13 protein-coding genes are annotated in these 15,739 nt (G+C 51.9%); 5 read left to right on the forward strand and 8 right to left on the reverse strand.

The genetic code is table 11. The features are described 5' to 3' along the window. The first annotated feature begins 10 nt into the window (after window positions 1-10). Entirely contained in the window at window positions 11-625 is a 615-nt protein-coding gene (locus KDM89_RS04905; protein WP_212686903.1) for a Maf family protein, read from the forward strand. Between the two features lie 6 nt (window positions 626-631). Continuing rightward, window positions 632-2,098: a ribonuclease G gene (rng, locus tag KDM89_RS04910; protein ID WP_212686904.1), complete on the forward strand. Its 1,467-nt coding sequence runs from the start codon at window positions 632-634 to the stop codon at window positions 2,096-2,098. A gap of 198 nt (window positions 2,099-2,296) precedes the next feature. Here rng and KDM89_RS04915 read toward each other — a convergent pair whose 3' ends face one another. Next, window positions 2,297-3,175: a LysR family transcriptional regulator gene (locus KDM89_RS04915; protein WP_230427670.1), complete on the reverse strand. Its 879-nt coding sequence runs from the start codon at window positions 3,173-3,175 to the stop codon at window positions 2,297-2,299. 177 nt (window positions 3,176-3,352) lie between these two features. Here KDM89_RS04915 and KDM89_RS04920 point away from each other — a divergent pair, with 177 nt between their 5' ends. Continuing rightward, a complete protein-coding gene (locus KDM89_RS04920; RefSeq protein ID WP_212686818.1) occupies window positions 3,353-4,216 on the forward strand; it encodes an MBL fold metallo-hydrolase in 864 nt (287 codons plus the stop codon). Window positions 4,217-4,496: 280 nt separating this feature from the next. Continuing rightward, entirely contained in the window at window positions 4,497-4,895 is a 399-nt protein-coding gene (locus tag KDM89_RS04925) for a lysozyme inhibitor LprI family protein (RefSeq protein ID WP_212686819.1), read from the forward strand. Between the two features lie 73 nt (window positions 4,896-4,968). Here the strand turns inward: KDM89_RS04925 and KDM89_RS04930 are convergent, their stop codons facing one another. Continuing rightward, on the reverse strand, window positions 4,969-6,648 hold the full coding sequence (locus KDM89_RS04930; RefSeq protein ID WP_212686820.1) for a long-chain-fatty-acid--CoA ligase: 1,680 nt from the start codon (window positions 6,646-6,648) through the stop codon (window positions 4,969-4,971). 184 nt (window positions 6,649-6,832) lie between these two features. Between KDM89_RS04930 and KDM89_RS04935 the strand changes: the two genes are divergently transcribed. Beyond that, complete coding sequence (locus tag KDM89_RS04935) at window positions 6,833-7,864, forward strand: acyltransferase family protein (RefSeq protein WP_212686821.1); 1,032 nt, start codon at window positions 6,833-6,835, stop codon at window positions 7,862-7,864. Window positions 7,865-7,898: 34 nt separating this feature from the next. Here KDM89_RS04935 and KDM89_RS04940 read toward each other — a convergent pair whose 3' ends face one another. From KDM89_RS04940 to KDM89_RS04965, 6 genes are all read right to left on the reverse strand, one after another. Beyond that, window positions 7,899-9,089, reverse strand: coding sequence for an acetate/propionate family kinase (locus KDM89_RS04940; RefSeq protein WP_212686822.1), 1,191 nt, complete (start codon window positions 9,087-9,089; stop codon window positions 7,899-7,901). Beyond that, window positions 9,086-10,510: a bifunctional enoyl-CoA hydratase/phosphate acetyltransferase gene (locus tag KDM89_RS04945; protein ID WP_212686823.1), complete on the reverse strand. Its 1,425-nt coding sequence runs from the start codon at window positions 10,508-10,510 to the stop codon at window positions 9,086-9,088. The genes KDM89_RS04940 and KDM89_RS04945 overlap by 4 nt, the downstream gene beginning before the upstream one ends. Window positions 10,511-10,528: 18 nt before the next feature. After that, window positions 10,529-11,296: an enoyl-ACP reductase FabI gene (gene fabI, locus KDM89_RS04950; RefSeq protein ID WP_212686824.1), complete on the reverse strand. Its 768-nt coding sequence runs from the start codon at window positions 11,294-11,296 to the stop codon at window positions 10,529-10,531. A 94-nt stretch (window positions 11,297-11,390) separates the two neighbouring features. Next, window positions 11,391-12,545, reverse strand: coding sequence for an ABC transporter permease (locus KDM89_RS04955; RefSeq protein ID WP_212686825.1), 1,155 nt, complete (start codon window positions 12,543-12,545; stop codon window positions 11,391-11,393). A gap of 7 nt (window positions 12,546-12,552) precedes the next feature. Then, a complete protein-coding gene (locus tag KDM89_RS04960; RefSeq protein WP_212686826.1) occupies window positions 12,553-13,737 on the reverse strand; it encodes an ABC transporter permease in 1,185 nt (394 codons plus the stop codon). Next, window positions 13,734-15,734 (reverse strand): ATP-binding cassette domain-containing protein, encoded by a 2,001-nt coding sequence (locus tag KDM89_RS04965; RefSeq protein WP_212686827.1) that lies wholly within the window; start codon window positions 15,732-15,734, stop codon window positions 13,734-13,736. The genes KDM89_RS04960 and KDM89_RS04965 overlap by 4 nt, the downstream gene beginning before the upstream one ends. Window positions 15,735-15,739 lie beyond the last annotated feature (5 nt).

Below are 15,739 nucleotides of genomic sequence, written 5' to 3' on the forward strand. Positions count from 1 at the left end.
CCGATTCATGATGAAACCACCTATGATTTATCTGGCTTCCAAAAGCCCGCGCCGCCGTGAATTACTGACACAGGCAGGCATTTCTTACGAATTACTGCTGTTGCGCGACAAACCACCGCGCGGCCCGGATGTGACGGAAATCGTGGAGCCGGGCGAGTTACCGCTGCACTATGTACAACGTGTGACCCGTGAAAAAGCGGAAATGGCATGGAAAGCCATGCAATGGCGCAAATGGGACGAGCGCCCGGTGCTGGCGGCAGATACTACCGTGGTCGTGGATCATCATATTCTGGGCAAACCGGCTGACCGCGCTGAAGCGGAACACATGATGCGTATGCTGTCCGGACGCAGCCATCAGGTACTGACCAGCCTTGCGCTGCGTACAACCAATGGCGTGCTGGCAGTGACACAAAGCTCCGAGGTCACGTTTGCAGCTCTCAGCGATGCCGACATCGCCGCCTACTGCGCCAGCAGCGAACCGTATGACAAAGCCGGTGGCTATGGCATTCAGGGCAAAGCCGCACAGTTTATCCGTCATATCAGCGGCAGTTACTCCGGTATTATGGGCTTACCGATTTTTGAAACCTGCCAGCTGCTGCGTGATGCTGGCCTGCAATGGGAATAACAAAGAATCATGGAAGATCTGCTGATTAACATCACCCCGCAGGAAACCCGCGTGGCTCTGATTTTTCAGGGTGCCGTGCAGGAACTGCATGTGGAACGCACGCTGTCGCGCGGTCTGGTTGGCAATATTTATCTGGGCAAGGTAGTCCGTGTACTGCCGGGCATGCAAAGCGCATTTATCGACATCGGTCTGGAACGTGCCGCGTTCCTGCATGTGGCTGATATCTGGGATGCCAAGCCGCAGGACGGCAATCCGAATACCGCTTTGAAACCGATTGAAAAACTGCTGTTTGACGGTCAGAGCATCACCGTTCAGGTCATCAAAGATCCGATCGGCACCAAAGGCGCACGCTTATCGACACAAATCTCGATCGCAGGCCGCATGCTGGTGTTTTTACCACAGGATAAACATGTCGGCATTTCGCAGAAAATCGAAGATGAAGCCGGACGTGAAGCCCTGCGCCAGCGCGTAATCAGCCTGCAGCAACCGGAAGACAAAGGCGGCTTCATTGTGCGCACGATGGCAGAAGATGCGAATGACGATGAACTGAAGGCCGATATCGACTATCTGCGCCGCACCTGGGCCAATATCAGTCTGGCAGCCAAAAGCAAACCGGCTGGCAGCCTGTTGTATCAGGATCTGAATCTGGCACAGCGCGTGCTGCGTGATTTTGTGAATGAAGAAACCGGTGCGATTCAGGTCGATTCGCGTGAAAACTTCCAGATGCTGACGGAATTCGGCAGCCAGTACATGCCTTCCGTATTGCCGCGCCTGCAGCATTACACCGGCGAACGTCCGTTATTTGATTTGTATGGCGTGGAAGAGGAAATCGAACGTGCGCTGGGCCGCCGCGTCGATCTGAAATCCGGCGGTTACCTGATCATTGATCAGACCGAAGCCATGACCACCATCGACGTCAACACCGGCAGCTTTGTTGCCGGTCGCAACTTTGATGACACGATCTTCAAAACCAATCTGGAAGCGGCCCATGCGATTGCACGCCAGCTGCGTTTGCGTAATCTCGGCGGCATCATCATCCTCGATCTGATCGATATGGAAAATGCCGAGCACCGCACCGCCGTGCTGGCCGAGCTGAACAAAGCCTTATCGCGTGACCGCACCAAACTATCAGTTTCCGGCTTTTCGGCACTGGGGCTGGTGGAAGTCACCCGCAAACGCACCCGCGAATCGCTGGCCCATGTACTGTGCGAAACCTGCCCTGCCTGTTCCGGCAAAGGCATGGTCAAAACCGCCCGCACCGTTTGCTACGAAATCCTGCGCGAACTGCTGCGCGAAGCCAAGCAATTCAATCCGCGCGAGTTCCGCATTCTGGCGTCACAAATCGTGGTCGATATGTTCCTTGAAGAAGAATCCCAGCATCTGGCCATGCTCGGTGATTTCATCGGCAAACCGATCTCACTGCAGGTCGAAAACTCCTTCCATCAGGAACAGTACGACATCATCCTGATGTAAGCCACTGCCCCAATGACGATCAGGCTGCGCCGCGGACTATGCAAATCTCCGCATCGCAGCCTTTTTTGACCTACCCGGAGCACCACTGTTTCTGCGGACGTCCGTGAAAAACCAGCATTTTTCTGTGCAGGACTCCGCATTTCGGCCATTTCAGGCAGTTTTAAGATCATCTGACACTGTCTGGATACACGAGGGGCATCACCACGGCCTTTGCTCAAAGCGCTGCACCAGAAAATCCAGCAAGGCACGTACCGCAGGCGCGAGGTGGCGGCGCGACGGGTACAGCGCATAGACGCCGATCTGGGTAGCTTGCCAGTCGCTGAGTACGCTGTTCAGCAAACCTTCACGCAACATGGGATTGACCAGATACGCTGGCAGCAAGGCGATACCGGCACCGGCGATCGCTGCCTGCATCAGTGAGGTTGCGTCATCCATGGTCAGTCTGACCGGAACCGTAAAACGCTGCGTCTGTCCATTCTGGCTCAGTGTCCAGCCATCACGTCCGAAATGGCTGTGGCTGATGCAACTATGCTGCGCCAGCTGATCCGGATGCGCAGGCGTGCCAGTCAGTCGCAGATAGGCGGGACTGGCCACCATCACCGAATCACAGATTGCCAGCGGACGCGATACCAGACCGGGATCGGGCGATTGACTGATGCGGATCGCCAGATCAATGCGCTCTTCCAGCAAATTCACCGCCTGATCGCCAAGCTTGACGTCAATTTTCAGCGCCGGATTTTGTTGCAGAAACGCCGCCAGCGCCGTTGCGAGCTGCGCATAGGCGAACGACACGCTGCAGGTTAACCGCAGTAAGCCGGAGAGTTCCTCACCATCGCTTCGTACTTCCTGCTGCAAAGCTTCTGCCACCCCGTGCAATTGCTGCGCACGCTGCAGGCAGCGCTCGCCGGCATCCGTCAGCGCCAGTCTGCGGGTGGTGCGCTGAATCAGGCGTACACCGAGCCAGCTTTCCAGCGATTCCACATAACGGCTGACCATCACCCGCGACATCTCCAGCCGGTCAGCCGCTGCCGTGAAACTGCCGGTGGCAGCCACCTCGCAAAAGACCCTCATCGCCATCAGTCTGTCCATTGCAGCCCTTCCCACGCTTAGCGTCTGAATCCATCCAACATTAGAACGAATTTTGAAACAATGAAGCACAGTTTAGCGCATTTATCTTCTTTTTGATTACCAATACACTGCGTCCTGTCGAATCTGAAACGGTTCAAAAAACTCTCTCCCCTGAAAGGATGCATCATGCTGAAATCTGTTGTTCTGACCGCTACCCTCGCCCTGACTGCCTCTGCTGCGATGGCAGAAGCACCGTTGAAAGTCCGCGTCTATCAGGCGGATGGTGCCAGCTTCAATGTCACTTCCACCCTGATCAGCGGTGAAAAAGAAGCAATCGTGATTGACGGTGGATTCACACGCGCCGATGCGCTGCGTATCGCCGCCAATGTGCTGGACAGCGGTAAAACCCTGAAAACGATTTTCGTGAGCCAGGCTGACCCTGACTATTACTTCGGCGTGGAAACCCTGAAGCAATTTTTCCCGCAGGCAGAAGTGCTGACCACACCAGCGGTACTGGAAAAAATTCAGGCCAAAGTGGCTGGCAAAGTTGCTTACTGGGGCCCGAAAATGGGCGCGAATGCGCCGAAACAACCGGTACTGCCACAGGCTTACACTGCAAAATCGTTGCAACTGGAAGGCCACAGCATTGAAATTCGTGGCACCGACGGCATCCTCGCGCATCGCCCTTATCTGTGGATTCCGTCACTGAAAATGATTGCCGGTGACATCGCAGTATTCCAGCAAATGCATGTATGGACCGCAGATACCCAGTCTGTCGCTGAACGTCAGGCATGGCAGGCGCAACTGAACGAGATGCTGACACTGAAACCGGAAATGGTGGTGCCTGGCCATATGCGTCAGGGCGAAAAAACCGATACATCAGCGATTCTGTACACCGCTGAATATCTGAAACGCTTCGAGCAGGAAGCCGGTAAAGCCAAAGACGGCAATGCACTGATCAGCGCCATGCAGGCTGCGTATCCGGATGCGGTCGGTGCGATTTCTCTGGAAATCGGTGCCCGTGTCGCGAAAGGTGAAATGAAGTGGTGAGTCGCATAGCCGCGGGCTGAATAAGGTTTTATCAGCCTGCTTCAATCGAGAATAGCAAAGCGTAATCAGCGGAATCTGCTGGTTACGCTTTTTGCTTTTGTTCAGTCAGAAGTCTGCCTCAGCTCGCATTACTATCAACACCATAGAAAGCCCGAGTTTTACTAATATATTTTAATTTCTTTAATCCGAATTCACTTAAATGTGATTTAATTAACTTCTTTGATTAACCCCCATCATTTTTGATCCGGACATGAAAATCACTACCCTCAGGAAGTTTCTGATGACAGCCCTGCTCACCTTCATCAGTGGCGCTGCGCTGGCGGCGACTTCCAACGCTGACTGCTCTGACCGTAAAAATACCATCGACATTACAAACTGTATGATGGAGAAACTGGATGCGAAAGAAGTTAAGCTCAGGAAATATCTGGCTGCTGCACAGAAACAGGAAAAGCAAACCGGTGGGAATGACGAGGAATTAATTGAAACGCAGAAAATCTGGGAAAATTATATGCGTAAGCATTGCGGTTATCTGTATAGCCGCGAACCGGGTTCAGCACGATATACCGAGTCAGCCGAATGCCAGTTGCGGCTCTACGATGAACGCATTAAAGAAATCTGGCTTGCTTATCTGACCTATAGCGATTCCACACCACCGGTTCTGCCAGACCCGAAAGATTGAGCGCAGTTACCAAAACAAAAACGGCTGATTTTCATCAGCCGTTTTTCATGGCAGTTTTTTACCTCAGCCTGACTTATTTTCCGTCGCGCAGTTCGCGGCGCAAAATCTTACCGACATTGGTTTTCGGCAGTTCCATACGGAATTCGATGTACTTCGGCTTTTTGTAAGCCGTCATCTGCTCTCTGCAGTACGCCATTAAATCGTCCGCCGTCAGTGCCGGATCTTTTTTCACAACAAACAGTTTCACCGCTTCGCCGGAGTTCGCATCCGGAATACCGACGCAGGCGCATTCCAGAACGCCGGGATGATTCATCACTACGGCTTCGACTTCGTTCGGGAATACATTAAAGCCGGACACCAGAATCATGTCTTTCTTGCGGTCGACGATTTTCACAAAGCCGCGCGCGTCCATCACGCCGATATCGCCGGAACGGAAGAAACCATCCGCCGTCATGACTTTGGCCGTTTCATCCGGACGGTTCCAGTAGCCACGCATCACTTGCGGACCACGGATCGCAATTTCACCCGTTTCGCCGATGGCCAGATGTCTGCCGTCATCATCCAGAATTGCAATTTCCGTTGATGGGATCGGCAAGCCGATGGTTCCGCTGAAACCGGCCATTCCCGGTGGACACAATGTCGCACTCGGGGAAGTTTCTGACAAACCGTAGCCTTCCAGAATCGGCTTTCCGGTCAGTTTCTGCCAGCGGTCACTGACTGCCTGCTGTACCGCCATGCCGCCGCCAAGTGCAATCTGCAATTCACTTAAATCCAGCAGCTTGATATCCGGATGATTCAGCATCGCATTGAACAGCGTGTTCACACCGGGGAAGAAGTGAATTTTGAAACGGCTCAGGGTTTTCATCAGGCCGCCGATGTCACGCGGATTCGGAATCAGCACGTTCAGAGCACCCCAGCGTGCGCCCATCATCATGCAGGCATTCAGTGCCAGAATGTGATACAGCGGCAGCGCGCAAACCGTTACCCATTGCTTGCCCTGCGGCAGATCCTTCATCGCCGGCACCGACCACGCATCATTTTGCAGGATATTGGCAATCACATTCCTGTGCGTCAGTACTGCGCCTTTAGAGACACCGGTGGTGCCGCCGGTATATTGCAGGAACGCGATATTTTCATGTCCCTGCAACGGTTTATCCAGATGCAAACCGGCACCAACCTGCAACACGCGGTTAAAACTCAGCGCATCAGGAATCGAAAATGCCGGTACCATTTTTTTAATGTGGCGCACCGCGAAGTTCAGTAACATGCCTTTCACGCCGCCGTGCATGTCGCCCATGCTGGCGATAACGACTTTGCGTACCTTTGTTTTCGGCAGCACTTGCTGAACGGTGGCAGCAAAATTTTCCAGTACGAAAATCACTTCTGCGCCGGAGTCAGCCAACTGGTGTTCCAGTTCGCGTGCGGTGTACAACGGATTCACATTCACCACGGTGTAACCGGCACGCAGAATACCGGCAACAGCAATCGGGTACTGCAGCACGTTCGGCATCATCACCGCTACACGGGCATGCGCGGATAAACCCAGACACTGCAGCCATGCGGCCACACGCTGAGAATGCAGGTCAATTTCACGGTAAGTCAGCGATTTACCCATGCAGAAATAGGCATCGCGGTCGGAATGGCGATGAAATGACTCTTCCAGTAAGGCAGTCAGCGAAGAATAAGTATCGGGCTGAATCGCAGCCGGCACGCCTTGCGGATAGGCAGAAAGCCAGATTTTATCTGTTGTCATGTTGTCTCCTGTTATGATGTCCGGCTATGTATCCGAAGCAGATTCTTTGCCTGTACGGATTCTGTATTGTGCACAACCGGTATATTTTGCATCGAATGTAAAGATTTCCTGCGCAGAACACAATCAGAATTTTAGATGAGCACTTCGGCCATTTCTTTCCTGCTGTTAATCCGTTCGCAGAACCATGAAACAACGTGACTTATGGGTAGACTACGCAAAAGGCGTAGGTATTTTGCTGGTCGTCTACGGCCATGTCGCACGCGGTGTCGCCAATGCCGGCATTGCGCTCAACGACTATCTGTACCGTCTGACCGACAGCATGATTTACAGCTTTCATATGCCGCTGTTTTTCTTCCTGTCAGGCTTGTATTTCCAGTCATCGGTTGAGCGGCACGGCCGCTGGTCACTGATCACAGACAAACTGCGCACTATCGTTTATCCGTATGTGGTCTGGTCTCTGCTGCAGGGCAGTACTGAAGTTCTCTTATCGCGCTACACGACCGCAAAAACCGGCTGGGCCGACGTACTGGCAATGGGTTGGCAACCGCGTGCACAGTTCTGGTTTTTATATGTGCTGTTCTTACTGTTTGTTTTACTGACGCTGTTGTACCGCAAGCATACGCGCTGGCTGCCGCTCATGCTGAGTCTGGCCACCGCTGGCTGGATCGTACAGCAGTTTATTCAGATTCCGTTCCCGCTGGACTTTATCGCCAGCTACGCGTTTTATTTTTTGGCAGGCAGTGCCTGGATGCGCTGGCAGCGACAAGGTAGTTCCGCGCCACCACAGGCTTTCACTGGTATCGGGATCCTCTGTATTTCACTGGCACTCAGCGGTGTTTATCACATCATCTGGGGATTTAACTACCAGTCGCGCAGTTTGTGGCTGATGCCGATCGCGCTCTCAGCGATTACTGGTATCTGTCTGGTTTGTCAGCGATGGTGCCTGAGTCAGAACGCATGGCTGCAAAAAACCGGTGCAGTCATTGCCTGGTGTGGCCGTTACTCTATGCCTGTGTTTCTGCTGCACATTCTTACCGGCAGTGGTGTACGCATTATCTTGCTGAAAGTGCTGCATATCAGCAATCCTTCTATACACATCGCGGCAGGCTGTGTCGCAGGCGTGATCATTCCTGTTCTGATTTACCGGCTGCAGGAAGTACCGGCTTTGCAACGTATGTCACTGCTTTTTCAATGGCCAAGAAAACAGTTACGCTAATCTACCGGACACATCCGGCAGATATCGATCTCGTTCAGTTGATAAGCGCCAGCGCATCCTGCGCTGCAATCATGCCTTCGTCGGTTGGAACGACCCAGATTTCAATGCCGCTGTCCGGCGCATGTATCGCCATGGCTGCATCACCGGTTGCAGCCTGATTCGCTGCGGCGTCCAGCTTCAGACCGAGATAACTCAGCCCCTGAACCACATCGGCACGTAACTGTGCATCATGCTCACCGATACCACCAGTGAACGCCAGCACATCCAGCCCCTGCAAAACCGCAGTCAGTCCACCGGCCTCGCGCCGTATGCGGTAAGCAAACTGGGAAATTGCTGCCGCAGCCTGTGGCGCATCAGATGCACGCAGTGTTCGCATGTCTGCTGAAATTCCGGACACACCCAGCAAACCGGATTCTTTATACAACAAGTGCTCAATCGATTTTCTGTCACGTCCCTGATCAAGCCAGTGCAGAATCACACCGGGGTCCAGCTGTCCGCAACGGCTCCCCATCATCAATCCGTCCAGCGCCGAAAAGCCCATCGTCGTTGCGATGCTTTCGCCGTTCCGCATCGCGCATAAACTGGCACCGTTTCCGAGATGCGCCATTAAAACGCGCCCGGATGCCCTGACACTCAGCTCAGACAACCGGTGAGAAACAAAGCGGTAAGAAAGTCCGTGAAAGCCGTAACGACGTACGCCTTGTTCATGCTCCCGTAACGGTAAGGCAAAACGGGTTTCATCGTCGGGCATAGTGGCGTGAAATCCGGTATCGAAGCATGCGATTTGCGGCACATCCGGATATGCGCGGGCAAATGCAGCAACACCATCCAGATTGTGCGGTTGATGCAAAGGTGCCAGATGCTCATAGCTGCGCAAAGTTTGCAGCACGTCGGGCGTTACTGCGCAGGAGGCTGCATAGTGCCCGCCACCATGCACAATACGATGCGCTACCGCACAAATAGTAAACGATCCGGCATGCAGGCTGACTTGCTGATGCAACCATTGCAAAGCTGCGGTAAATCTGGCGTCATCATTTTCACCACTGATATGGTCAGCAGGCAGCGACTGCTGATTCATACGCAGGCGAATTTGTCCGTCCGGCTCAAGCCCTTCCAGAACACCGGAAATAAATGCCGGTGCAAGTGCATTGTTTTGTACAGGATACAGCGCGAATTTAATGCTGGAAGAACCGGAGTTCACCGACAAAATTGCCGGCTGGCTCATGGCGTCACCTCACGGTAGCGGTGTGCCAGCAATTTCACCAGCGCTGCCGATGCCACCCTTGCCTCCGCGCCGTCCGCGCGGCTGGTCAGCGCAATCGGTACACGCGCACCGAGTACGATGCCGCAAGCCGATGCACCAGCGAGATATTCAAACTGTTTGGCAAGCATATTGCCGGATTCGATTTCCGGTACCATCAGAATGTCAGGATCGCCGGATACAGGAGATTGTATTCCCTTGATACGGGCAGCCTCAGCAGAAATCGCATTGTCAAACGCAAGTGGCCCGTCAACGATCGCGCCGGAAATTTGACCACGGTCTGCCATTTTGCACAGTGCTGCCGCATCCAGTGTCGCCGGCATTTTTCCGTTCACAGATTCAACTGCAGCCAGCAATGCCGCTTTCGGCTCAGCAATACCGAGCGCATGTGCCAGCTCGATTGCATTTTGCAGAATCTCGGCTTTGGCCTGTAAATCCGGTGCAATATTCAGCGCCGCATCCGTCAGCAAAATTACTTTGTGGTACATCGGCACATCCAGATGAAACACATGCGACAGACGACGACGGGTTTTCAGCGCTGCACAATGTACAACTGCGGACATCAGCTCATCCGTATGCAGACTGCCTTTCATTAATGCTTCAACCTGACCATTTGCCGCCAGCTCAACCGCTTTTTCAGCGGCGGCATGACTGTGAGGAACATCGATCAGTTCTATGCCATCCAGCGACCAGCCAAATGATGCCGCCAGTTGCTGTATGCGGGATACAGGGCCCACCAGTACCGGAATGATCAGATGATGATCGGCCGCATCCAGCGCACCACGCAGCGATTCCTGATCACAAGGATGAACAACTGCACAACGCACCGGCGATAAATCACTGACGCTGTGAATCAGGGATTGCTGACGTGCACCAAGATCAAACATAGCCAGTGTCGGCAAGTGCGCTCTCGGACGGGACACACGCTCCGTCGGCGCAATCACCAGTGCCTCACCGCTGACGACGGTTTGCCCTTTCTGGTTTTGTATCTCGCACTGAAGCGTTACACGTTTTTTTTCCGGATCTTTCGTCAGTACGGTGACAGAAATTTGCAAGGTATCACCAACCCGGACTGGCTTGGAAAAGCGCAGATTCTGCTCCAGATAAATGGTTCCCGGGCCTGGCAGTTGTGTACCGAGCACCGCAGAAATCAGCGCACCACCCCACATGCCATGTGCAATCACACCGTGAAACAAAGTCTGATCTGCGTACTCCGCATCCAGATGGGCCGGATTCACATCACCGGATACGGTCGCGAAAGCCTGAATATCTGCCTGTGTCAGTACACGCTGCACACTGGCAGTCTGGCCAATCTGAATTTCATCGAACACGACATTACGGATCATGGTCTGATCACTGGCTAACGGATAAACCGGATTATTCATCGCAACTCCAGAAATTTATTAATTCACAATATGATATCCACCATCGATATACAGGGTTTGCCCTGTCATACCCGACGATGCATCACTAGCCAGAAATACTGCAAGATTCCCGATTTCCTGCAAGGTCACCAGACGTCGCAAAGGTGATCGTTCGACTGCTTTTTGCATTAACTGATCAAAATCCTGCAAACCGGATGCAGCACGGGTAGGCACCGGCCCAGGGGAAATGGCATGCACACGATGACCGTTCGGCCCCAGTTCGGCAGCCATATAACGCACTACAGACTCAAGCGCAGCTTTCACAGGCCCCATCATTCCGTAGTGTTCAACCGCTTCATCTGCTCCCAGATACGACATGGTCATCAGACTGGCCGATGCGGACAAATGCGGTTCGCAACAGCGGACCAGTTCAGCAAACGAATGACAGGAAATGCGCATTGCACGTAAAAAACCTTCCGCACTGGTATCGGTTACACGACCATGTAAATCATCCAGTGGCGCCCACGCGACAGAATGAACGATAAAATCGATCTTCCCGAGATGGCTGATGGCATTACTGACCAGATTCTGAATGCATCCTTCCTGCTCAACATTGCAGACAATCAAAGGTGCGTTCACTCGCTCAGCAAGCGGTGCAACAAATTGCTGTGCCTTTTCGTTGACACAAGACATGACGAGCTCAGCACCCATCGCATGCATCTGTTGCGCACAACCCCAGGCAATACTCTGCTCGTTTGCAACACCCACTACCAGACCACGTTTACCTGCCAGCGAAAATTCCTGCATATATCCTCCTGAAATAGATATCAGTCTTACACCGGATCTATTTTATAGAAAATAATTCATAAATAAAATTAGTTAATTATTTTAATAATTAACATTACGAGAACTGCTGCCGGAATCGTTGCATTGTGACAAAACGGACAACAATACCTATGATCAGAATGCCTGCCAGCATAGGCCATAAAATCGTCAGTCCGGCACCTTTCATCAGGATGCCGTAACTGGCGTTGATGTAGTAATACAGCGGTGAAATATACATTCCCCAGCGCATCAGGGCTGGCATGGCCTCAGGAGGCGTCCACAAACCGGACAAAAACATCATGGGGGCAATAATCAGAATAACCATCATCCCGGCCTGAGCCATATTCCGGGTAACAGTTGCAATGAGTATGCCGATGCCAGCCAGCGTGGCCACATATGCCGTACTGAAAACAAAGAAAAGGAGCAGGCTTCCTGCTACAGGAATATGAAATACCGGAATGAGGATGGCAAATAATCCTAGCGCAATACCACCCAGAATAACGGCAAGCATTGCAATAATTTTAGGCAACATGATTTGCAGCGGCGACAAGGGCGACACTAACAATTGCTCGATTGTGCCTCGCTCTTTTTCCCTGACCATTGCTGCCGCCGGCAGCAACATTGAAAACAAGGTCACGACATTCAGCAATTCGGAAATTCCCATAAACCATGCATCGTTCTGATTCGGATTGAACCATACCCGGACATCATTGCTGATGACAGGCAAATTCAGATTTCCACCAGACAGCGATAAGCCATTCTGTATCGCCATTTGCTCAAGCCCAAAACGGGCAACGATCTGGCTTGCATCCAGTGTCGCAAGAAACCCCTGTACAGAATTAGATGCATCAATCTGAAGCTGCACCTGACTTCCCTTACCGGACTGCAAATCCTTGCCAAATCCGGGTGGAATTTCAAGCACCGCCAGTGCCTTACTTTCATCCAGAAACCGGATACCATCAGCTGGTCGTGTTGTCGTAGCTAGCCAGCGAAACTCCGGTGGCATAAACCGTCCTGCCAGCTCACGTGATACTGCACTGCGATCCTGATCACTGAGTACCATTGCAACATTATTGAGCTGAAATGAAACGCCGGATCCCGCGTTATAAATATCTGCTGTAAATGCATAGAGTACAAATACCAGCAAAACCGGGTCACGCAACAGCTGCAGCAACTCTTTCCATGTCATTGCGCGCAAACGGCGCAACCAGATTATGATCATCGGAGACATATGATTCCTACTGAGCCGGACGCTTATGAAATTGCAGATATCCGGCACTGAACAGTACCAGTGTGTAAAGTAGCAAAATACCCAGATCGTCCCATAACGAAAACACACTGACATCTTTCAGAAAGCAGGCCGTTGCAATTTCCGCGTAATACATACCGGGTAATAAATGTGCTATGACGCTCGCAATTGCCGATAACGATGGAATCGGGATAATCATGCCCGAATACAATACCGCAGGTACTACAGTGACAATCGCCGTTCCCACCATAGCGGCGACCTGAGTCGATACCATCACGGATACAAGTAAGCCTATCCCGGTCGTACAGACTACATATAAGACCGTAGCAATAAAAAATAACAGCAGATTACCTTTAAACGGTGTCCCGAAAAGCAACCATGCCATCATGGTCAGTAAACCCGCGTTGATGACGCTGATAGCAACGTATGGCAGTAATTTCCCAATCAGATATTCGGCACGGCTGAGTGTGGATGCGTAGACGTTATAGATTGCCCCTGATTCTTTTTCTCTGACGACACCTAAAGCTGTCAGAAATGGCGGAGACAACATCAGAATGACCATAATCAGTTTCGGCGCAAGCGACCATATGCTTTTCACTTCCTGATTGTACAAATAGCGGACTTCCACACCGACAGGCTGCAACATTTGCTGAACCTGTTGCCTGCGTAAGCCAGTTTGCGCTGATACAGATGCAGACAAGTAATCGATACTGATCGCAGCATTCATCGCCGTAATATAGCCGCGTGCAGTGAGCGCACGAAACGGGAAAGTCCCGTCTACCCAGGTTTGCACGTGAGCAGGTTTTCCAGCCATAACCAGTTTGCCGAAATCAGGCGGAATCACGAGAACTGCACGCAGGCTGTTATCCATCAGCATCTGCTCAAGCATGGTCTCATGCCCGCCCTGCTGCTTCAGAGAAAAATAGCGACTGTCACTGAACTTATGAGCATAGTCGCGAGAGATACTGCTCTGGTCGTAATCAACGATTGCCAGCGGGATATTTTCCACGTCCAGCGAAAGGCCGTAACCAAACAATAACATCAGCAATGATGGCACAACAAAGGCCAGAATAAAGAACAACCGGTCACGAATGATCTCCCGCCATTCTTTATAAGCAACGACAATAATACGTGTCCAGTTCAGAACATGCGGCACGATGTTTCTTTCACTCATACCGGCTCCATTGTTACAACAGGTTTGTCAGCAGTCTTGCTCTCTGCAGGAGCCTGAGTCTGCTTCTCGAGCCGACTGACGATATGAACGAAAACATCTTCCATACTCAGCTTTTGGGGAGAAATTCGAATCGCGTCACTGTGCGCGTATTTTTCCCTGATGAGGCGTTCTGCTGCCGCAACGTCCTGAACAAACAAATGGACGTGCGGCCCAAACACTGCAGCGCTGGTGAATCCCTCATCCTGAAGACTTTGCGCTAATATGGCAGAGTCTGCACCACTGATACGAAGTAACTGCCCGGCTTCACTTTGTACATTCTTTTTCAACTGTTCAGGCGATGCGTCTGCAACGACTCTCCCTGCGTACATCAGAGCAATGTGATCACAGTGTTCGGCCTCAGACATGTAGTGCGTGGTGACAAGAATGGTGACTTTTTCTTCGCGTGACAACCTGAAAAGAACGTCCCAGAATGCACGACGGCCAAGCGGATCAACACCGGAGGTTGGCTCATCCAGAAACAAGACTGATGGCCGGTGAATTAATGCACAACCCAGTGCCAGTCTTTGACGTAACCCCATCGGCAATCCTGCTGTCAGCGCGTTTGCGTACGGCCTGAGTCCTGCCATATCCAGTATCCATGACATACGCTCACGAATCCGGCTCTCACTAAGTCCGTAAATTCCACCATATAAACGTATATTTTCGGTAACGCTGAGGTCCAGATACAGAGAAAAGGCCTGCGACATATATCCGATTCTTTCCCGGATTTGCATACCTGCAGTTCGCATGTCTGCTCCTGCAACCCAGCCTGCGCCATCGCTTGGTGTAAGAATGCCGGTCAGCATTTTAATTACCGTACTCTTACCCGCTCCGTTAGCCCCCAGTAATCCGAATATTTCGCCCTGCGGCACCTGAAAACTGACGCTATCCACTGCTTTAAACTCAGCAAAATGTCGCGACAAATCTCTGGCTTCTATCGCATGGCCTGCGTCAGCTACGTCGATCTGTGCTGACTGACCAGTAGGACTGTTTTGCAAACTGGCACCATACTTCTGACGTAATAAGGCGATGAATGTATCCTCAAGCTCCGGTTCAGTTTCCGTAGCTGGCGCCAGTTCTGAACAGGCTGCCAGACCGGCCAGTTCAGGAATCGCTTGTTCCGCTGGCAAATCAGAAAAGATACGCACCTCATTACCAAGCACTTCAAGTTGAGGAAATAGGGGTTGCACCTCATTGACGATGCGTAATTGCTGCTGAGGATCGTCGCAGTTCAGGCTCAGCATACAACCAGTGGCCAGATGACGTAGTTCAGAAGGAACACCGGAGGCCAGAACCTGACCACTATGCATCAGTGAAACCCTGTGAAAGCGACTTGCCTCATCCATATATGCGGTTGAAACCAGTGCTGTGATTTGTTTTTCTTTGAGAAGCCGGCTCAGAATACTCCAGAATTCACGGCGGGAAACCGGATCCACACCCGTAGTAGGTTCATCAAGAATCACAAGACGTGGCTCATGTATCAGCGTGCAAACCAACCCGAGTTTCTGCTTCATTCCACCAGACAGATTCTTCATCGGCCGGTCACGAAAGCGATCAAGGCGCGTTGCCTGCAACAGCAGGTTTTTCCGTTCTTCAAGAGTCTGTTTTTCGATCAGTCGTAACCCACCGAAGTAGTCAATATTTTCTTCAATGGAGAGGTCAGCATATAAATTTTGCCCGAGCCCCTGTGGCATCAGACCTATTCTGTCTTTTACTTTATCTGCGTCACGTTCGTTTTGTATCCTCGTTCCGAATACCGTGAGCTCTCCCTGATCCTGCGCCAGTACACCAGCAATAATTTTTAATAAGCTGCTTTTTCCGGCCCCGTCCGGCCCGATTAACCCGTAAATTTCACCCGGATTTAAGCTAAGGCTGACACCATCCAGTGCATGCACTGCACCATATGACTTTCTGAGTCCATCCGCAATCACTGGCGCAGCCGAAGATATTGTCGACATAACCC

This window comes from Cognatundibacterium luofuense, from assembly GCF_018139685.1.
Taxonomy (GTDB): domain Bacteria; phylum Pseudomonadota; class Gammaproteobacteria; order Burkholderiales; family Burkholderiaceae_D; genus Undibacterium; species Undibacterium luofuense.